This window comes from Roseateles sp. FW301-B2 (assembly GCF_058788955.1).
On the sequence record NZ_JBYTBE010000047.1, the window covers coordinates 1 to 19282 of the forward strand.

Genomic DNA, 19282 nt, shown 5'->3' on the forward strand with positions numbered 1-19282 from the left:
GCATGGGCAGGGGGCTGGTGTTCATGGGCGAGGCCGGCGGACGGGCCTTCAGTCTAGCCGGCAGCATGTCGCGGATCGCCCGGATCCCAAGACACAATGAGGCATGCTCATCCCCGCCGAGCGCGCGCCGCGCTACATCCCCTCGCTGGGCAGCTGGCTGGCCGGCCTGCTGCTGAGCGCCGTCTGCCTGGTGCTGCTGGGCACCGTGCTGCTGATCGAGAACTTTGCGCGCGCCCATGCCGAGCGGCGTGCCATCGATGCGCTGCAGCTGGTGGCCACCGACTTCCGCGACGCGCTGGATCGCGGCATGGCCCAGCAGTTCCGGCAGCTGATCGTGCTGGCCCAGCTGGAGCCCCTGCAGCAGACCGCGCGGCCTGCCGCCCTGCGCCGCACGCTGGAGCAGATCCAGCAGGGTTTCAGCCACTTTGCCTGGCTGGGCGTGACCGACGCGCAGGGCCGGGTGCTGGCCGCCAGCGGTGGCCTGCTGGAAGGCGTGGACGTGTCGGCCCGGCCCTGGTGGCAGGGCGGACGCCAGGCGCCGTTTGTGGGCGATGTGCATGCCGCGGTGCTGCTGGAGCGCCTCCTGCCCAAGCAGACCGAGCCCTGGCGCTTCGTCGACTTCGCGCTGCCGCTGCCCGGTGCCGCGGGGGAGGGCGGGGGCGTGCTGGGTGCGCACCTGAGCTGGTCCTGGGCGCGCGAGGTCAAGGCCGAGCTGATCGACGCCACGCTGGCTTCGCACCGCGCCGAGGCCCTGGTGCTGGACCGCCATGGCAAGGTGATCCTCGGCCCGCCGGCGCTGGAGGGCCAGCCACTGCCCAGCCAGGGCGGGCCCAGCCGCGTGGAGCGCGAGTTCGATGGCGAGGCCTTCTATGTCGCGGTGCTGCCCACGCGCGGCCACGAGCGCTACCCCGGCCTGGGCTGGCAGGTGCTGGTGCGCCAACCGGTGGCGGTGGCGCTGGCCGACTATTTCAGCCTGCGGCGCCAGATCGGCTATTGCGCGCTGGCCCTGCTGATCCTGTTTCTACCGCTGAGCTGGTGGCTGGCCAGGCGCTTGTCGGCGCCGCTGCGCCAGCTCGCCGCGGCGATCACCGCGCGCCACCATCTGGGCGAGGGCGAGCTGCCACGCGTGGGGGGCTACCGCGAGGCCCAGCTGCTTTCCAACGCGTTGGCCGAGCTGGCGCAGCGCCAGGCCGAGCAGGATGCCTCCCTGAGCGAGCTGAACGCCTCGCTGGAGCAGCGCGTGCAGGCGCGCACCGCGGAGCTGCGCGATGCCATGCGCCAGCTGGCCGCCAGCGAGCAGCGCCTGCTCGCGGTGACCGACAACATCCCCGCCATGGTGGGCTATTTCGACCGCGAGCAGCATTGCCACTTCGCCAACTCGCAGGCGCTCAAGGTGCACGGGCTGAGCGCCAGCCAGGCGCTCGGCATGAGCTTGCGCGCCGGCCTGGGCGAGGCCAGCTACGCCTTGCACGAACCCTATGTACGGCAGGTGCTGGCGGGCCAGAGCTGCCACTTCATCGGCGCGCTGGAGCTGGGCGGCAGTGACGCGCACTTTCAGGCCCATCTGGTGCCCGACCTGGACGCCGGCGGCCTGGTGCAGGGCTTCTACCTGATGAGCTTCGACATCACCCGGCTCAAGCGCGCCGAGCGCGAGCTGGCCGCGTTGAGCCGGGTGGACAGCCTGACCGGCGTGCCGAACCGGCGCCATTTCGATGAACGCCTGCCCGAGGCGATGGCGCGCTGCCAGCGCGGCCAGCAGCTGATGGCGCTGATGTTCCTGGACCTGGACAAGTTCAAGAGCATCAACGACGGCCTGGGCCATGCGGCCGGCGATGCGGTGTTGCAGGCGTTTGCGCAGCGCCTGCGCGCCTGCGTGCGCGGCACCGACCTGGTGTGCCGCCTGGCCGGCGATGAGTTCGTGCTGCTGCTGGAGGGCTTGCACGCGCCCGCCGAGGCGGGGCTGGTGGCGCAGAAGGTGCTCGATGCCGTGGCCCAGCCGCTGCAGCTGGCGCAGGGGCCGCTGCAGCTTTCCACCAGCATCGGCATCGCCTGCTACCAGGGTGAGGAGCCGGCCGACCCGGCCAGCCTGCTGGCCCGGGCCGACCAGGCGCTCTACGCCGCCAAGGCGGCCGGGCGCGGCTGCTTCCGCTATGCCGAGGGTGAGGCGGCGGGCTGAGCGCCGGCGCTCAGCGCGCGATCGAGTCGCTCGTCTCGGTATTCGTCAGCGGCGCGTAGCTGTAGCCGCTCAGGCTCACGCCGGTGACGCTGTAGACAAAGCTGCCGCCGGTCTTGCGCGTGCTGGGCGAGCTGAAGCGCGCGACGCCGGTGCTGTCGGTGACGGCGGAGACGGCATTGCTCGAGACCAGGCCGCTCCACTTGCCGGTGACGGTGGCGCCGGCCACCGGCAGGCCGGCGGCGCTCAGCACCTTGACGGCCGCGCCGGCCTGCGCGTTGCCGTTCTTGGCGACGTTGAGACTCATCGCGATGTCGGCCACGCGCATCTCGACGATGGCCACCGGCGCGTCCACCGTGATGGTGACGCTGCTGGCGGCCGAGAGGCCGCTGTTGTCGGTGACGCGCAATTGCGCGCTGTAGCTGCCGGGGTTGGCATAGCTGTGCGCGCTGCTGACGCCGCTGGCGCTGCCGCCGTCGCCGAAGCTCCAGTCATAGGCCACCAGGCTGCCGTCGGGGTCGCTGGAGCCGGCGCCGGAGAAGCTCACGTTGAGCGGCGCGGTGCCGCGCAGCGTGGAGGCGCTGATGGCCGCGATGGGCGCCTGGCTGCCTGCGCTGGGATAGCTGGCGCTGAGGGCGTATTGGCCCACGCTGCCGTAATTGCTGTAGCCGGTGACGAGCGGATCGCCCTTGCCGGTGCCCTGCACGGAGAGGTAATAGCTGCCGGCGGCCGGCAGCGTGAGGCCGAGGCTGGCGTTCAGGGCGTCGAGCGGATTGGCCTGGCCCAGCAGCACGCCGGCGCTGTTGCGCAGGCTGATCAGGGCATCGAGATTGGGCGAGCGCGCCGCCGGGCTGAGGTTGAAGCTGGCGGGGCCGGCCGCGGCCGAGAAGGCGAACACGTCGACATCGTCGGGCCGCTCGATCACGCCCTGGGCGCTGGCGCTGGTGATGCCGCCGCTGCTACTGCCGGTGAGCGGGGTGGCGGTGGCGGCGCTGTTGCCATGGTCGTCGGGCCGCAGCGGCAGGCCGTTGCTCTGCATCACGACGTAGTCGTCCTGCACGTTGTTGGCGCCGCTGTACTCGCCCTTGCTCCACTGCACCAGGGCCTGGTAGTAGCCCACGCCCATGATGGGTGCCCAGCCGGTGGCGCCGCTGCCCTGACCCTGGTAGTAGCCGGTGGTGGCGGTGCCGTCATGGCTCAGGCCCATGTTGTGGCCCGCCTCGTGCGAGATCGCCTCGGCCACGTATTTCTCGTTGCCGGGGCCCAGGGCGTCGTAGAACACCAGCGCGGGCTTGTAGTAGTCGCTGGTGTCGTCGAACACCCCCAGGTAGGCCACGCCGCCGCAGCTGCAGCTGTAGACGCCGGTGCGGCTGGTGATCAGCACGGTGGTGCCGAACACCTGGTCGGTGCTGCCGGCGCGCGTCAGCAGCTCGGGCGCCACCGCCTCGGTGGTGACGTCGACATCGAAGGCCGCATAGTCCTCGGCCACGCGCTGCCAGATGTACTGGATGCGCTGCAGCTCGGTGGTGGAGAAGCTGCCGGGCAGGCCGTCCAGATCGAAGGGCGGGGCGATGATGCTGCCGCCGCTGCCGTTCCAGGCGGTGCCGCTGAGCGTGGCGCCCTTGAAGTTCAGGTAGATGGTGCGCTGCGCGCCGGGCCGGCTGTGCAGCAGAAAGCTCTGCTCCAGCGGCGCCAGGCTGCCGTCCAGCAGACCCGGGCTGGAGGCCGCGGGCAAGGCCTGGTCGAGCTCTTCGACGAAGAACACGCGGCCGCGCTGGTCGATGCGCATGCGCTTGTCGGCCAGCAGCAGGGCCTTGAACTCGTCGGGCGACTTGCGATACCAGGCCGCCACCTCGGGCAGGCGACTGCCCAGCAGGTCGATGGCGCGCTGCCCCGCCGCCTGCTTGTCGGGCAGGCTGACGGACGGGAAGGGCGGCTTCTGCAGATGCGGCACGGCCGGGCTGGCCGGGCCGGCGGCCCAGGCGGTGCAGGCCATGGCCAGCAGGGTGGGCAGAACGAGCAGCGTCTTGATCGGCTTCATGGTGGGGCGGACTCCGTGGGCGAGAACAGGCCGATCCGACCGCCGGGAACGCTGCAGCAGATGCAGGCGGCCCCGCTGTCATGGCGGTGCCGGCGACCGGCAGCGCTTTAGACCGGAAACTTTGCGACCCCGACTTTCGTGCGGGTGTGCCGAGTGCCGGGATGCTAGTGCCTGAGGGCGCGCTTGCCGCCCCGCCTTACCCGCTGTTACCCCGCGCTGCAGTTGCTTGCAAGCGGCCGCGCCCCAGGGCCAGGCGCGGAAAATAGTCGTCCGGATGCTTGGGCAGCACGCGCAGCTCGCAGCTGCCGGCCAGGCGCTGGGCCTGCGGGTCGCGCCGCAGCGCATCCGCCTCGGTGAGGCGGCACAGCGACTGCCTGCGCCGCCCGGTGGCGGGGTCGCGCAGCAGCCAGTACCAGAATTCAACAGTCTTGCTCATGGGGCTATCTTCATGGCCGGCTGGCTCATGGCGTGAGCCAGCCGCGGCTCAGTGCACCGCCTCGGCCTGGCACTCGCTCGTTTCGGCCCGGTCTTCGTCGGCGGCGGTCTGCCAATGGCCGGCGGGGCGCATGGGCAGCAGGGCGGCGTCCGTGAGGCCGCGCTCGAACTGGGCGTTCAGGGTCGCGTCGGCGCGGATGCGCCGCAGCGCCGCCTGGATGGGCGCCGCGAACTGCGGCCGCAGCCGTGCCATCGCCAGCAGCTGTGAACCATGCCGCTGGGGCAGGACCTGCCACCAGGCCAGGATGCTGGCGGGATCGTTCAGATTCAGGATCATGGCTTTACGCTCCTCGAACGGGGCAGCGCGGGGCTGCGTTGATGCTGTACGAATATACAGTAGTTTGCGAGAGCGTGAATATTTCTGCGCGCCGCTTGTCGAAATCCCCCACGATGGCGCGTCGTGGAGTGAGTCCCCCTTCGTCTGCCCATAGCAAGGAGCCGCCATGCGCCGAACCGCCCCCCCAGCCTCGCCTGCCTCTTCCTCTTCGTCCAGCCGGCGCAAGGCCGCCACGCGCCTCGTGCTGCTGGTGGCGACGCGCAAGGGGGCCTGGCTCTTCCACGGCGATGCCAGGCGCAAGACCTGGACGGCCGATGGGCCGCATTTCCTGGGCCACACCATCAGCCACCTGCAGCTGGACCCGCGCGACGGCCGCACCCTGCTGGCCGCGGCCAAGACCGGCCACCTCGGCCCGACGATCTTCCGCTCCACCAACCTCGGCCGCAGCTGGAAGGAGGCGCAGCAGCCGCCCGCCTTCGCCCAGCCGAGCGGCGGCCTGCCAGGCCGCGCCGTGGACCATGTGTTCTGGCTGACCCCCGGGCATGCCAGCGAGCCGGGCAGCTGGTATGCCGGCACCTCGCCGCAGGGCCTGTTCCGCTCGGAGGATGGCGGCGTCAGCTGGCTGCCGCTGCCCGCCGTCAACGACAACCCGCAGCTGCGCGAATGGATGGGCTCGGTGCAGGACGGTACGCCGGACGGGCCGAAGCTGCATTCGGTGATCGTCGACCCGCGGGATGCAAAACATCTCTACTTCGCGATGTCGGGCGGCGGCGTGCACGAGTCGCGCGACGGCGGCGCCAGCTGGTCCACCCTGATCCAGGGCCTGGAGGTGGTGGAGGGCTTCGATCCGGGCACCGTCACCTTCCACGACCCGCATTGCGTGCGGCTGTGCCCCGCCATGCCCGATCGCCTCTACCAGCAGAACCATTGCGGCATCTACCGGATGGACAGGTCGGGCAGCACCTCGGCCAGCCCGGCGGCTGATGTGTGGCAGCGCATCGGCCGCAAGATGCCCAAGCGCGTGGGCGACATCGGCTTCCCGATGGTGGTGCACCCGCGCGAGGCCGATACCGCCTGGGTCTTCCCCATGGATGGCACGACCGTCTGGCCGCGCACCAGCCCGGCCGGGCGCCCGGCGGCCTATGTCACGCGCAATGCCGGCAAGAGCTGGCAGCGGCTGGACCAGGGCCTGCCGGAAAGTCAGGCCTGGTGGACGGTGAAGCGCCAGGCCATGACGGCGGACGCCCTGGCCACGCCGGCCCTCTACCTGGGCACCACCAGCGGCGAGTTGTGGATCGGCAGGGACGAAGGCGCGAGCTGGAGCAACATCGCCCGCCACCTCCCGGAGATCTACGCCGTGGAAGTGGCCGAGCTCGCTGCATGAGTGGCGGCGCCCGCGTACCGGAGCCGGCAGCATGCAGGTCTTGATCCCCGCCGCACTGCAGTCCTACACGCGCGCTGCGCGGGTGGCGGCCACGGGCGATTCGCTGGACGCCATGTTCGCGGACCTCGAGCAGCGCTACCCCGGGCTGCGGTTTCGCGTCGTCGACGAGCGCGGCCTGCTGCGGCCCAATATGCGCATCTTCGTCAACGGCTTGGGTGTGCGGGAACTGCGGCATGAGCTGCAGCCGGACGACGCCGTGGCCATTGTGCTGGCCCTCAGTGGCGGTTGAATCGGGGGGTGGCGCGCGCCGGAACGGGCCGGGCTCAAGAGACCTGGCCCGACCAGAACTCCTTCGCACCCGCGGGCAGGCTTGGCAGCAGCCGCTCGAGGGCGGCCACGTCGACATGCCGGCGCAGCGCGGCCGCAACCGCGGCGATCGCGTCCGGAGGTGAAAAGTTATGCGCCGGGCGCACGGCGCGAACCTCGGCCAGAAGTTCCTCCCGTGTGCCGAAGCCGGCCACCGGCTCGCCGGGGCGCCAGCCTTCCACGAAGATGGCGCGCAGCACGGGTGGCAGCAGGTCCGCAAATCGCAGCGCCTGGTCGATCGAGAGCCGCCGGCGAAAGGTGTGCAGCACGCCGACGACCATGTTCCACGCCATATTGGTGGTGTTCAGGCCCGCGAGATCGCGCGCGTCGACCATGAAGCGCTCGAACTCCAGCGTGGCGTTCTGATATTCGAAGGGCAGCGGCATGGTTGCGGGGCGGGCGAAGGCCGGGGCGACACTATTCTTGCAGCGCCCGGATGACCTTGCACGGATCACTCCGACTCATCGCGACGGCAACGCCACGAAGCGATGCCGAACACCGCCAGCCCGACTGCCAGCGCGGGCACCAAGGTCACGACGAGATTGCCGTCCGGCGTGGACCACGACACCGCGGCCGCCGTGACGAGGGCGGCGATCAAGCCGAGGGCGCGGGGACGGGCAGGCGGCTTGGTTGGCGAGCGCTTGCCGGGGATGGCGCTATTCATGGCGATGCTCTCTGGTGTTCGACGCCACCCCACCCAGGCAGCTTGCTGGCTTGCCCGACCCAGTGGGAAAACTGGGCCTCGTTGACTTGCTCGCCTTCGCGAATGTGGAGGTAGCGCACCTGCTGCTGCTTGGATGCCACAGGCGGCAGCGGCGTTAGCGCGCTGCCACGGAAGAAGGCGACCTTGACGTACTTTGCGCAGCAGTGAAAGCTCAAGAACCACCCTTGGCCCGGCATGCCGTAGAAGGGCGAGTTCCATTTGACCGCCTTGGATACGTCCGGCACGGTGCGGTCGATCAAGGCATCGATGACGCGGCCGACATTGCCCTTCCAGCCAGGCATGGCCGCAATGTAAGCCTGGACCGGGCCATCACCATCGCCCTTGGCGACCTGCGGATTCCCGCCTGCGAGCAGCTTTGGTGGGGTGGGCATGCGCGTTTGTTCCGCCGGGAGGTTTGGAGATGCTGCTATTGGCGACTGCGCAAACCGGATGAGCTGAACACCAGCGTGCCGGCGTCACTTCCATAAGCTGAGGATCGCGAGTACGTCAAGCAGAGCGAGCGCCGCGCTTGCCTTGGCTGGCCCGGGAGGCGGCATGGCAACGACCGGAACAGGTTTGAGGCGCCGCCAAATGGCGACGTAGCAAGTGGCAGCCACAAGTGCGCCGACGGCAAGCGCTGCAAAGGAATCCAGCGCCGACGCCACGGCAATTGCAGCAAGTCCAACCAGCACTGAGGCTAGCAGCGGAATGCCCGATGACGAACTTGGGACATAGCAAGTTGAGCCGCAGCGATGGCAAGTGGCTGGCCTTGAAACGCTGGAATGCCAAGCGCTCCAAGGGGATATGGATTCACGCGCGCACGATGGACACTTAAGCATGGTGATGGCTAACGTTGAAGCTGAGCCGCGGACCGAGGCTTGCCGAGGGACGTCGGCTCGAGCGATCGGTTAGCCAGCCTGTACCGCATACGCCATGTATTTGACCGAAAACGGTAGGTGAGGAAACCGCTTGATTTCGCCATCCGTAAAACCAAGCTTGTTGTACCAGGCTTGTAGCACCGTGTGTTCGCCAATAACACCAATACTGATGGTACTGACCGACAAAGTGCGAACCTGATCAACTACGTGTCGCACGAGCTTTGCGCCAACACCGCTGCGGCGGTGAGCGGGAAGCACAGAAAGGCGATTCAGGTAAGCGAGACCGGCGCTTGGAATTTCGTAGGCCACACAAGCAATTGGACTTAGGTTGTCTTCCGCGATGAAATACTTCTCGCCCCGGGAGAAATCAGCATCCACCCAGGACGGCGTATAGAACGATGGGTGCTTCGGGCAGTTTTCGATGTTTAAGCCGAATTGCACCGCCACGTCCTTGTTGGCTTCGCTGACGAGCATTGCGATCGTTGAGCGATCCGCGGAAGAGGCTTCTCGAATTTGCATTTCTGGTACTTCGCGAAAAATAGAATGGAACAGAGATGGCTAACGTTGAAGCTGAGCCGCGAGCGGCGGCCTGCCTACGCGATTCGGCTCGAGCGACTGGTTAGGCATTGGACTACGCAAACTTGTATTTAGCCTTGGCACCGGACTTCCTTGTTGCGGTCACGACGCTTCCTCGGATCGAGGGTGATACAAGCTCTTGAAGTATTTCTGACTCGGGATCAATTGAGATCACCAGCCGATTTTCTTCAATCTTCCAGTAGACGATTGGGCCCGCAACCGCGCCGTCCTTGAGGCCGAATGTGGCGATTGCCATGCCGTCCTCCGCGAAGCGATAGTTCTCCACGTACTTCTCGTCAATTAGCTCCAGAGACTTGCCAGGCAGTGCGAGCGACTTCCAGTCCGTCGGAACCTCCTTCTCGACGCGAGAGCATCCAAGAAACGGCGATGCAGCCAAAAGCATCAAGAACTGTCGTCGCATATGTCTATGGTGGATTTGCACGAATGCCTAACTAGGTTGTAGGGCGCAGTTCTGATGGATAACACCGGCAACTATCTCCCTAACATCGGACTTGTGGCCGCGCTGCAGGCCGCGCCCATCCTTGATTCGCTGGTGATTGACAGTCAATTTGTACAGCATGATCAGACTGCCAAGTCCGGCAGCTTGCAAGTTTCGCCGTTCAAGCCAATTGCGGCCTCAGGGTATGCGCGTGCCGGAGCCGTTATGGCGAATGGCTCGGATTGGAGGTGCGCATGCCTGGCACGTCAATCGCCCCACGGAGGGAAGCGCCCGTGCTGGCTCCGTCGCTGCCGCCGCTGCGGTCCGCCCGTTTGTTGGATCAGCTGCGCGCGCGCATCCGGTTTCTGCATTGCAGCCGGCGGACCGAGGGGGCCTATGTCTACCGGTGCCGGGCGTTCATGCGCTTCCATCGGCTGCAGCGTCCGCCGGAACTGGAAGCGAAGCACGCCGTTGAATCCTTCTTGAGCTGGCTCGCCGACGATCGCGGCGTGGCGGCGTCAACGCATCGGCAGGCCTTGTCGGCCTTGCTGTTCCTGCATGGCAAGGTTGCGAGATCTGGACGACCCCGCGCGGCCTGCAGCCCGGTCAACGCCCTGTAGCTCAGCGCGCCACCCCTCATTCATTCCTGACCGACATCAAGGGCTCGACGGAATCGCAGGGCTCAAATGGGTACTCGGTCAAAGGAGAAATCGCGATGAAGTACGACACCAATCGGATTGGAACTCTTGCCTTCGCCAAGCTCTCGTTCGCCGCAGCTGTGGCTTTCTGCTCCTGCAGCGCCTTGGCTGTTGACGTTGCAGCCGCCGAGCAGACGGCGCGCCAGAACGAATGCTTCAAGTGCCACGAGACCGGCAGCCTGAAGGAAGGACCTTCCTTCAAGTACGTCGCCTGGAAGTACAAGGCGGATACGGGCGCTGCGGCCCGCATCAAGTACCACCTGACCTCCGGTGAGCCCGCCAAGGGCACCGATGGCAAGACGGCACCGCACAAGATCGTCAAGGTCGAGAACGACGCCGAGCTGATCAATCTGATCGAGTGGGTGTTGTCGCGTTAGGGCCTGTTGACGCTAGGCGAGCGCGCCCAGCGCCCTCAGCACCGCCTCGGCGGTTGCCGGCGCGCGCAGCGGCGGGTCGCAGTGCGCGGGTCCGCAGGCGGCGATGGCGTCCTTGATCGCCAGCAGCACCGAGAAGGGCAGCAGCAGCGGCGGCTCGCCTACCGCCTTGGAGCGGTGGATGCTGTCTTCGCGGTTCGGCTGGTCGTAGAGCGCGACGCGGAAGTCCAGCGGGCTGTCGTTGGCGGTGGGGATCTTGTAGGTGCTGGGGGCGTGGGTGCTCAGCATGCCGGTCTTGGGATGCCACACCAGCTCCTCGGTGGTGAGCCAGCCCTGGCCCTGCACGAAGGCGCCCTCAACCTGGCCGATGTCCAGCGCCGGGTTGAGCGATTGGCCCACATCGTGCAGCACGTCGGCGCGCAGCACGCGGCTTTCGCCGCTCAACGTGTCCACCAGCACCTCGGCCACCGCCGCGCCATAGGCGTAGTAGTAGAAGGGCCGGCCCTGCAGGCGGCTGCGGTCCCAGTGCAGGCCGGGGGTGGCGTAGAAACCGTCGCTCCAGAGCTGGATGCGCTTCAGATAGGCCTGGGCCACCAGCTCCTTGAAGGCGATGGACTGCTTGCCGTTGCTGTCGCCGCTGCCGCCGACCCTGCCGCCGGCAAACTGCAGCTGCTCGGCCGGCAGGCCCAGCAGCTCGGCGGCCAGCGCCGCCAGGCGCTGCTTGATCTGGCGCGCAGCGTCCTGCGCGGCCTTGCCGTTGAGGTCGCTGCCGGTGGAGGCGGCGGTGGCCGAGGTGTTGGCCACCTTTTGGGTGTCGGTGGCGCTGGCGCGCACCTGGGCCAAGTCCAGCCCCAGCTCATGCGCCACCACCTGGGCCACCTTGGTGTTCAGGCCCTGGCCCATCTCGGTGCCGCCATGGTTCACCAGCACCGAGCCGTCGGTATAGACATGCACCAGCGCGCCGGCCTGGTTGAGGTGCACCACGTTGAAGGAGATGCCGAACTTCACCGGCGTGAGCGCCAGGCCGCGCTTGAGCACCGGGCTCTGCGCGTTCCAGGCGGCGATGGCGGCGCGGCGCGCGTGGTAGTCGCTGCTCGCCACCAGGCGCTCGGTGAGCGGCTGCAGGATGTTGTTGCTGACCTGCTGGCCGTAGGGGGTCAGGTCTTGACCCTTGGCCGGGTCGGCCTGGTAGAAATTGCGCTGGCGCACCAGCAGCGGGTCCAGCCCGAGGCGGCGCGCCACCGAGTCGATGATGATCTCGATGGCCAGCGCGCCCTGCGGGCCGCCGAAGCCGCGGAAGGCGGTGTTGCTCTGCGTGTTGGTCTTGGCGCCATAGCCATGCATGGCCACATGGGGCAGCCAGTAGGCATTGTCGAAATGGCACAGCGCGCGCGTCAGCACCGGGGCCGAGAGGTCGGCCGAGTGGCCGCAGTTGGAGATCAGGTCGATCTCGGCGGCGAGGATGCGGCCCGCGTCGTCGTAGCCCACGGTCCAGCGATAGTCGAAGCCATGGCGGCGGCCGGTGATCAGAAAGTCGTCGTCGCGGTCCAGGCGCAGCTTTACCGGCTTTTGCAACTTGTGCGCGGCCAGTGCCGCCACGCAGGCGAACAGCGCCGATTGCGATTCCTTGCCGCCGAAGCCGCCGCCCATGCGCCGGCATTGCACCTGCACCTGGTGCGCCTGCCAGGCCAGGGCATGGGCCACCAGCTGCTGCATCTCCGAGGGATGCTGGGTCGAGCAGTGGATCAAGAGGCCGCGGTCTTCCTGCGGCAGGGCGTAGGAGATCTGGCCCTCCAGATAGAACTGCTCCTGCCCGCCCACCGACCATTCGCCCTCCAGGCGATGCGGCGCGGCGGCCAGGGCTGCGGCCGGCTCGCCGCGCGTCAGGTGCATGGGCGGGATCACGTACTGGCCCAGGGCATGGGCCTCCCTGGCCGTCAGCACCGCGGGCAGGGCTTCGCAGCGCAGCGCCTGGCTGGCCAGCGCGGCGGCGCGGCGCGCCAGTTCGCGCTCGGTGGCAATCACCGCGAACACCGGCTGGCCCAGGTAGCGCAGCGTGTCCGAGGCAAGGATGGGGTCGTCGTGCAGCAGCGGGCCGCAGTTGTTCTCGCCGGGGAAGTCGGCGGCGGTGAACACCGCCACCACGCCGGGCTGGCGCCGGATCAGCTCGAGGTCGATGGCCAGCAGCCTGCCATGCGCCAGCGGCGAGAGGCCCAGCGCCGCATGCAGGGTGCCCTGGGCCTCGGCGATGTCGTCGATATAGCTGGCCTCGCCGCTCACATGCAGGTGGGCGGATTCATGCGCGCGGCTGGTGCCGACTTGCGCTTCGGCCATCAGGGGCAGATCGCTGGGCTTGTTCATGGCAGGCTCCGCTCGAAGGCCACGGCCTGCCAGACGCTGGTCTGGGCGGGGCTGAGTGGTGCGTCGGGTCTGGTTTCCAGCCAGCAGCGGCGCATGAGGTTTTGCGCCACCTGCAGGCGGTAGGCGGCGCTGGCGCGCATATCGCTGAGCGGCGTGAAGTCCTGCGCCAGCGCATCGGCGGCGGCGCGGGCGCTGGCCTCGCTCCAGGGCCGGCCCAGGAGGGCGGCCTCGGCCTGGGCGGCGCGCTTGACGATGGCGGCCATGCCGCCGAAGGCCAGCCGCGCTTCGCTCACCACGCCGGCCTCCACGCGCAGCGCGAACACGCCGCACACGGCCGAGATGTCGCTGTCGTAGCGCTTGGCAATCTTGTAGGCGCGCAGCTGCGTGCCGGCCGCGGGCAGGGGCAGGTGCAGGGCCTCGACGAACTCGCCGGACTGCAGCGCGTTCTTCATGTAGTCGAGGTAGAAATCCTGCAGCGGCAGGCGGCGCTGGGCATCGCCGCGGCGCAGCACGATGTCGGCGCCCAGCGCGATCAGGGCCGGCGCGCCGTCGCCGATCGGCGAGCCGTTGGCGATATTGCCGCCCAGGGTGCCGGCATGGCGCACCGGTGGCGAGGCAAAGCGCAGCCACAGCTCGCGCAGCGGCGGCAGCTGTTCGGCCAGCGCGCGCCAGGCGTCTTCCAGGCTGGCGCCGGCGCCTATCCACAGGCCGGGCAGGCCCTGGAAGGGCTCGCTGCGGATCTCGCGCAGCTCGGGCACGGCGCCGAGGAAGATCACGTCGCCCAGCTGTTTGTGCTGCTTGTTGACCCACAGGCCCACATCGGTGGCGCCGGCCAGCAGGCGCGCGCCGGGCTTGCTCATGCGCAGGGTGGCCAGGTCGGGCAGGCTGCGCGGGATGTGGAAGCAGTCCTCGGCGCCGGTGACCGGGTTGGGGCCGCGGTAATGCAGGCCTGCGTCGGCGCGCAGGGCCTGCAGCGCCGCGATGATGGGGGCGCGCTCCAGCGGCGCGGCGGGCGCATCGAACATGCGCTCGCCGGCATCGAGGATAGGCCGGTAGCCGGTGCAGCGGCACAGGTTGCCGGCCAGATCGTCGGCGAGCTGCTGGCGCGTCGGCCGCGTGCCGGCGGCCTGGTGGCGTTCGTAGACGGCCTGCATGCTGACGGCGAAGCCGGGCGTGCAGAAACCGCATTGCGAGCCATGGCAGTCCACCAGGGCCTGCTGCACCGGATTCAGGGCCTGGGCCGAGCCCAGGTCTTCCACCGTCAGCAGGGCACGGCCGTCCAGGCTGGGCAGGAACATGATGCAGGCATTCACATTGCGCAGCTGCAACTCCTGCTCGCCCTGCAATTCGCCCACCAGCACGGTGCAGGCGCCGCAGTCGCCCTCGGCGCAACCCTCCTTCGTGCCGCAGTGGTGGGCATGCTCGCGCAGCCACTGCAGCACCGTGGTGGTGGGCGGCAGGCCCTGGACCTCCTGGATCTGGCCGCGGTGATAGAAGCGGATGGGGCGCGTGTTCATGGACGAGAAGGAAAAAAGGCTGACTCCGGACAATCCCGAACGGTAATGGCTTTGCTCATAGACAATATACGACCCAAACAATGGACTTCATCAAGCAGCGCGTATGAGCCTGAAGGCGGACTTCGACAAGATCGAGCTTCAACTCGTGCGGGTCTTGCATACCGTGATCTCGGAACGCAGCGTTTCCAAGGCGGCCCTGCGCCTGCATAGTACGCAGCCCGCGGTGAGCGCGCAGCTGCGGCGCCTGCGTGCCCTTACCGGCGACGCGCTCTTGGTGCGCAGCGGCGCCGGCATGACGCCCACCGCCACCGCCTTGCAATTGCTGGAGCCCGCCGGCCGCCTGCTGCGCGAGGCCGAGACCCTGTTCGGCGTGCGGCGGCGCATGAGCGGCTTCGAGCCCGCCACCGCCCAGCTGCGCTTTCGCATTGCCGCCAGCGATTACCTCGACCCCTTCTTCCTGCCCGAGCTGGCCGCCCACCTGCTGCGCCTGGCGCCGGGCGTGCAGTTGGACCTGCAGCCGCTCTCGGCCGACTACGACTACCGCCGCGCGCTGGCACGCGGCGAGGTGGACCTGGTGATCGGCAACTGGCTGGAGCCGCCCGAGGAGCTGCACCTGGCGCGCCTGCTCAGCGACGAGGTGGTGTGCCTGGTGAGCGAGCAGCATCCGATGGCCCGGAGCAACGGCCGCGGCTGGACCGTGGAGCGCTACCTGGCCAGCCAGCACCTGGCGCCGATGCCGCTCTCGGCCGGCCTGCCTGGGGTGATCGACCAGCACCTGGCCAAGCAGGGCCTGGCGCGCACGATCGCGGTGCGCAGCGCCCATTTCGGCCAGCTGCCGCAGATGGTGGCCCATAGCCTGCTGGTGCTGACCACCGGGCGCCTGTTCTGCTCGCGCTACCTCGACAGCCTGCCGGTGCGCGTGCTGCGCTGCCCGGTGAGCTTCCCGCCCATGGCCTATTACCAGCTCTGGCACGATGTGAGCCATGCCAGCGCGCCGATGCGCTGGCTGCGCGAGCAGGTGCGCGAGGTGGCGCGCACCCTGGTGGCGCAGGCGCCCGCCAGCTCGCGCGTCCGATCCTGACCCATGACTCCTGCGAACCCCGTGACCTCCGCAACCTCCCGTTCCAAGCTCGCCCTGCGCGGCGACCTGCTCGACTTCACCGCTAGCCCCGCCTGGGGCCAGCTGGACAGCCCCGCCGTGCGCTTCCAGCCCGACCATTGGCTCTTGATCGACGAGCAGGGTCGCGTCGCCGGCACGCAAGGCCAGGAGCCCGATGCCAGCTGGACCAAGCAGGACCACCGCGGCCGCCTGATCCTGCCCGGCTTCATCGACACCCATGTGCATGCCCCGCAGCTGGACGTGATCGCCTCCTATGGCGCCGAACTGCTGGACTGGCTCAACACCTACACCTTCCCGGCCGAGCAGCGCTATGCCGACCCGGCGCTGGCGCGGCGCGGCGCGGCGCGCTTTCTGGATGCGCTGCTGGCCCATGGCACGACCTCGGCGGTGGTGTTCCCGACCGTGCACAAGGTCTCGGCCGAGGCGCTCTTCGAGGCCGCGCAGGCGCGCGGCATGCGCCTGATCGCCGGCAAGGTGCTGATGGATCGGCACGCGCCCGACGGCCTGCGCGACGATGTGGCCCAGGCCGAGCGCGACTGTGTGGATCTGATCCAACGCTTTCATGGCCAAGGGCCGAATTCACGCCTGGCCTATGCGGTGACCGTGCGCTTTGCGCCCACCAGCACGCCGGCCCAATTGGCCATGGCCGGCGCCCTGTGCCGGGCGGATGCCTCGCTCTATATGCAGACCCATGTGGCCGAGAACCGCAGCGAGGTCGAGTGGGTGGCCCAGCTGTTCCCGGCTGCGCGCAGCTACCTGGACGTCTACGCCCGCGAGGGCCTCTTGCACCCCAGGGCGGTGCTGGCGCACGGCATCTGGCTGGACGAAGCGGACCGCCGCGTGCTGGCCGAAAGCGGCGCCCAGGTGGCCTTCTGCCCCTCGTCCAACCTGTTCCTGGGCAGCGGCCTGTTCGACTGGGTGGGTGCGCGCGCGGCTGGCTTTGCGGTCAGCGCGGCCAGCGATGTGGGCGGCGGCACCAGCCTGTCGATGCAGCGCACGCTCGCCGACGGCTACAAGGTGCAGGCCATGGCCGGCCAGCGCCTCACCGCCTGGGTGGCCCTGCATGCGGCCACGCGCGGTGCCGCCGAGGGCCTGGGCCTGCAGCACGAGATCGGCCACTTCGGCCTGGGTACACTGGCCGACGTTTGTGTCTGGGACTGGGCCCGGGGCCCGGTGGCCGAGGCCCGCTTCGAGGTGGCACGCGAGTTGCACGAGAAGCTGTTTGCCTGGATGACGCTGTCCGATGAACGCAATCTGGTGACCAGCCTGGTGGCTGGCCGCACGCGCTACCAACGACCCACATGATCCAACCATTGCGCCTGCAACTCAGTGGCATCAGCAAGCAGTACCCGGCCGTGAAGGCCAACGATGGCGTGCACCTGAGCGTGGCGCCGGGCCAGATCCATGCGGTGCTGGGCGAAAACGGTGCGGGCAAGAGCACCCTGATGAAGATCATCTACGGTGCGGTGCAGCCCGACGAGGGTCAGGTCTTGTGGAACGGCCAGGCCGTCAGCATCCGGAGCCCGGCGCAGGCGCGGCAGCTGGGCATCAGCATGGTCTACCAGCATTTCTCGCTGTTCGACACCCTCAGCGCCGCCGAGAACGTCTGGCTGGGCCTGGACAAATCGCTCAGCCTGGCCGAGGTCACCGCCCGCATCAGCGCGGTGGCGCAGAGCTATGGCCTGGCGGTGGACCCGGCGCGGCCGGTGCACACGCTCTCGGTGGGCGAGCGCCAGCGAGTCGAGATCGTGCGCGCGCTGATGACGAATCCGCAGCTGCTGATCCTCGACGAACCCACCTCGGTGCTGACCCCGCAGGCGGTGCAGACGCTGTTCCAGACCCTGCGCAAGCTGGCCGAGCAGGGCTGCTCCATCCTCTACATCAGCCACAAGCTGGACGAAATCCGTGCCCTGTGCCACCACTGCACGGTGCTGCGCGCCGGCCGCGTCACCGGCGAGGTGGACCCGCGCGGCCAGAGCAATGCCGAACTCTCGCGCCTGATGATTGGCGCCGAGCCGCCCCAGCTGCGGCACGCCGCGCCGCGCGGCAGCGGCGCGCTGGCGCTGGAATTGAAGGGCTTGAGCCTGCCCAAGGCGGAGCCCTTCGGTACCGCGCTGGAGGGTATCGCGCTGCGGCTGCATGCCGGCGAGATCCTCGGCGTGGCCGGGGTCTCGGGCAATGGCCAGCAGGAGCTGATGGCCGCGCTCTCGGGCGAGGATGCGCGCGCGCCGCGCGGCTCGGTGCAGCTGTTCGGCCAGGACATCGCCCAGGCCAGCGCGCGCAAGCGCCGCCGCCTGGGCCTGCATTTCGTGCCCGAGGAGCGCCTCGGCCGCGGCGCCGTGCCGACGCTCTCGCTGGCGCAGAACACCTTGCTGACGCGCACCGAGGCGGTCAACGCGGCGGGCTGGATCAGCCAGGGCCAGGTGCAGCGCCTGGCGGAGGAGCTGATCGCGCGCTTCAAGGTCAAGGCCGGCGGCGCGGGCGCCGCGGCGAAGAGCCTCTCGGGCGGCAATCTGCAGAAGTTCATCGTCGGCCGCGAGATCGACGCGGCGCCCAAGGTGCTGGTGATTGCCCAGCCCACCTGGGGCGTGGACGTGGGCGCGGCGGCGCAGATACGCGGCGAGTTGTTGGCGCTGCGCGATGCCGGCTGCGCGCTGCTGGTGGTGAGTGAGGAGTTGGACGAATTGTTCGAGATCAGCGACCGGCTGGTGGTGATGGCCAATGGGCGCGTCTCGCCGGCCATCACCATGGCCGAGGCCACGGTGGAAAAGATCGGCGCCTGGATGAGCGGGCTCTGGCAGGAGGAGGGCGCGCAGCATGCTCAGGCTTGAGATCCGCCCGCAGCCGTCCAAGCTGATGTCGCTGGCCTCGCCGCTGCTGGCGCTGGCCATCACCACCCTGCTGGGCATCGCGCTGTTCCTGCTGCTGGGCAAGGACCCGCTGCGCGGCCTGCAGATGTTCTTCTGGGAGCCCATCAAGAGCGCCTATGGCTGGAGCGAGCTGGGCATCAAGGCCACGCCCCTGGTGCTGATCGCGCTGGGCCTGGCGGTGTGCTTCCGCTCGAACGTGTGGAATATCGGCGCCGAAGGCCAGTTCGTGGTGGGGGCGCTGGCCGGCGGCTGGGTGGCGATGCAGGCGGATGCCAGCAGCGGCCGCAGCATCGTGCTGTGGATCCTGCTGGCCGGCGTGGCCGGCGGCATGGCCTGGGCCGCCCTCACCGCCTGGCTGCGCGACCGCTTCAACGCCAGCGAGATCCTGGTCAGCCTGATGCTGGTCTATGTGGCCGACCTGCTGCTGGGCTACCTGGTCTACGGGCCCTGGAAGGACCCGAACGGCTACAACTTCCCGCAAAGCATCAGCTTCCTGGCCGTCACCAAGATCCCCAAGCTGTTCGACGGCTGGCGCGTCAATATCGGCGTGCTGATCGCGCTGGGGTCAGTCCTTGCCTGCTGGGCGCTGCTGTTCCGCACCTATGCCGGCTTTGCCCTGCAGGTGGGCGGGCTGGCGCCGGCGGCGGCGCGCTATGCGGGCTTCAGCTCGCGGCGTTCGCTCTGGCTGGCCCTGCTGCTGTCCGGCGGCATGGCGGGCCTGGCGGGGGCGCTGGAGGCGGCCGGGCCGCTGGGCCAGCTGACGCCCTATGTGCCGGCCGGCTACGGCTTCGCCGCCATCATCGTGGCCTTCGTGGGGCGCCTGCATCCGGTGGGCATCATCTTCTCGGCCATCCTGATGAGCATGTTCTACATCGGCGGCGAACTGGCGCAATCGCGCCTGGGCCTGCCCAAGTCCATCACCGGGGTGTTCCAGGGCCTGTTGCTGTTCACGCTCCTGGCCTGCGACACGCTGATCCACTACCGCATTCGTCGGGCCAGGAGCTGACCAG

General features: G+C 68.8%; 19 protein-coding genes and 1 riboswitch. Of the genes, 9 read left to right on the plus strand and 10 right to left on the minus strand.

The window, feature by feature from the left end; translation table 11 throughout:
* Nucleotides 1–103 precede the first annotated feature (103 nt).
* Nucleotides 104–2176, plus strand: a complete 2073-nt coding sequence (locus AC3WQY_RS22525; RefSeq protein WP_492710780.1) for a diguanylate cyclase domain-containing protein — start codon at nt 104–106, stop codon at nt 2174–2176.
* 10 nt (nt 2177–2186) lie between these two features.
* Here the strand turns inward: AC3WQY_RS22525 and AC3WQY_RS22530 are convergent, their stop codons facing one another.
* From AC3WQY_RS22530 to AC3WQY_RS22540, 3 genes are all read right to left on the minus strand, one after another.
* Complete coding sequence (locus AC3WQY_RS22530; RefSeq protein ID WP_285233272.1) at nt 2187–4214, minus strand: PKD domain-containing protein; 2028 nt, start codon at nt 4212–4214, stop codon at nt 2187–2189.
* Nucleotides 4215–4276: 62 nt separating this feature from the next.
* A riboswitch (cyclic di-GMP riboswitch) is annotated at nt 4277–4375 on the minus strand.
* A gap of 35 nt (nt 4376–4410) precedes the next feature.
* On the minus strand, nt 4411–4650 hold the full coding sequence (locus AC3WQY_RS22535) for a hypothetical protein (RefSeq protein WP_285233271.1): 240 nt from the start codon (nt 4648–4650) through the stop codon (nt 4411–4413).
* A gap of 48 nt (nt 4651–4698) precedes the next feature.
* A complete protein-coding gene (locus AC3WQY_RS22540) occupies nt 4699–4986 on the minus strand; it encodes a hypothetical protein (protein WP_285233270.1) in 288 nt (95 codons plus the stop codon).
* Nucleotides 4987–5152: 166 nt separating this feature from the next.
* Between AC3WQY_RS22540 and AC3WQY_RS22545 the strand changes: the two genes are divergently transcribed.
* Both AC3WQY_RS22545 and AC3WQY_RS22550 read left to right on the plus strand, forming a co-directional pair.
* Nucleotides 5153–6370 carry a WD40/YVTN/BNR-like repeat-containing protein gene (locus tag AC3WQY_RS22545; protein ID WP_285233269.1) on the plus strand — a complete coding sequence of 406 codons (1218 nt, stop codon included), beginning with the start codon at nt 5153–5155 and terminating at the stop codon, nt 6368–6370.
* 31 nt (nt 6371–6401) lie between these two features.
* The gene (locus AC3WQY_RS22550) at nt 6402–6659 is read left to right on the plus strand and encodes a MoaD/ThiS family protein (protein ID WP_285233268.1); all 258 of its coding nucleotides are present in this window, start codon (nt 6402–6404) and stop codon (nt 6657–6659) included.
* 34 nt (nt 6660–6693) lie between these two features.
* Here the strand turns inward: AC3WQY_RS22550 and AC3WQY_RS22555 are convergent, their stop codons facing one another.
* From AC3WQY_RS22555 to AC3WQY_RS22575, 5 genes are all read right to left on the minus strand, one after another.
* Complete coding sequence (locus AC3WQY_RS22555; protein ID WP_285233267.1) at nt 6694–7122, minus strand: DUF2267 domain-containing protein; 429 nt, start codon at nt 7120–7122, stop codon at nt 6694–6696.
* A 65-nt stretch (nt 7123–7187) separates the two neighbouring features.
* Nucleotides 7188–7400, minus strand: coding sequence for a hypothetical protein (locus AC3WQY_RS22560; RefSeq protein WP_285233266.1), 213 nt, complete (start codon nt 7398–7400; stop codon nt 7188–7190).
* Nucleotides 7397–7831, minus strand: a complete 435-nt coding sequence (locus AC3WQY_RS22565) for a DUF1801 domain-containing protein (RefSeq protein WP_492710782.1) — start codon at nt 7829–7831, stop codon at nt 7397–7399. The genes AC3WQY_RS22560 and AC3WQY_RS22565 overlap by 4 nt, the downstream gene beginning before the upstream one ends.
* 516 nt (nt 7832–8347) lie before the next feature.
* Nucleotides 8348–8836: a GNAT family N-acetyltransferase gene (locus AC3WQY_RS22570; protein ID WP_285233262.1), complete on the minus strand. Its 489-nt coding sequence runs from the start codon at nt 8834–8836 to the stop codon at nt 8348–8350.
* Nucleotides 8837–8948: 112 nt separating this feature from the next.
* Nucleotides 8949–9314, minus strand: a complete 366-nt coding sequence (locus tag AC3WQY_RS22575; protein WP_285233261.1) for a hypothetical protein — start codon at nt 9312–9314, stop codon at nt 8949–8951.
* A 311-nt stretch (nt 9315–9625) separates the two neighbouring features.
* Here AC3WQY_RS22575 and AC3WQY_RS22580 point away from each other — a divergent pair, with 311 nt between their 5' ends.
* Nucleotides 9626–9952: a phage integrase N-terminal SAM-like domain-containing protein gene (locus AC3WQY_RS22580; protein ID WP_425334650.1), complete on the plus strand. Its 327-nt coding sequence runs from the start codon at nt 9626–9628 to the stop codon at nt 9950–9952.
* Nucleotides 9953–10047: 95 nt separating this feature from the next.
* Entirely contained in the window at nt 10048–10407 is a 360-nt protein-coding gene (locus tag AC3WQY_RS22585; protein ID WP_285233260.1) for a c-type cytochrome, read from the plus strand.
* Between the two features lie 12 nt (nt 10408–10419).
* On the opposite strand, the gene xdhB is transcribed toward AC3WQY_RS22585, so the two are convergent.
* Together xdhB and xdhA are read right to left on the minus strand one after the other, a co-directional pair.
* On the minus strand, nt 10420–12765 hold the full coding sequence (xdhB, locus tag AC3WQY_RS22590) for a xanthine dehydrogenase molybdopterin binding subunit (protein ID WP_492710784.1): 2346 nt from the start codon (nt 12763–12765) through the stop codon (nt 10420–10422).
* Nucleotides 12762–14282 (minus strand): xanthine dehydrogenase small subunit, encoded by a 1521-nt coding sequence (gene xdhA / locus AC3WQY_RS22595; RefSeq protein ID WP_492710785.1) that lies wholly within the window; start codon nt 14280–14282, stop codon nt 12762–12764. The genes xdhB and xdhA overlap by 4 nt, the downstream gene beginning before the upstream one ends.
* 103 nt (nt 14283–14385) lie before the next feature.
* Between xdhA and AC3WQY_RS22600 the strand changes: the two genes are divergently transcribed.
* Genes AC3WQY_RS22600 through AC3WQY_RS22615 form a run of 4 tightly spaced genes read left to right on the plus strand, consistent with a single transcriptional unit; the run spans nt 14386 to nt 19278 of the window.
* The gene (locus AC3WQY_RS22600; protein WP_492710786.1) at nt 14386–15363 is read left to right on the plus strand and encodes a LysR family transcriptional regulator; all 978 of its coding nucleotides are present in this window, start codon (nt 14386–14388) and stop codon (nt 15361–15363) included.
* A 3-nt stretch (nt 15364–15366) separates the two neighbouring features.
* The gene (gene guaD, locus AC3WQY_RS22605) at nt 15367–16707 is read left to right on the plus strand and encodes a guanine deaminase (protein ID WP_492710787.1); all 1341 of its coding nucleotides are present in this window, start codon (nt 15367–15369) and stop codon (nt 16705–16707) included.
* Nucleotides 16704–18233, plus strand: coding sequence for an ABC transporter ATP-binding protein (locus AC3WQY_RS22610; protein ID WP_492710788.1), 1530 nt, complete (start codon nt 16704–16706; stop codon nt 18231–18233). Before guaD ends, AC3WQY_RS22610 begins: the two co-directional genes overlap by 4 nt.
* Nucleotides 18220–19278 carry an ABC transporter permease gene (locus AC3WQY_RS22615; protein ID WP_285233254.1) on the plus strand — a complete coding sequence of 353 codons (1059 nt, stop codon included), beginning with the start codon at nt 18220–18222 and terminating at the stop codon, nt 19276–19278. Before AC3WQY_RS22610 ends, AC3WQY_RS22615 begins: the two co-directional genes overlap by 14 nt.
* Nucleotides 19279–19282 lie beyond the last annotated feature (4 nt).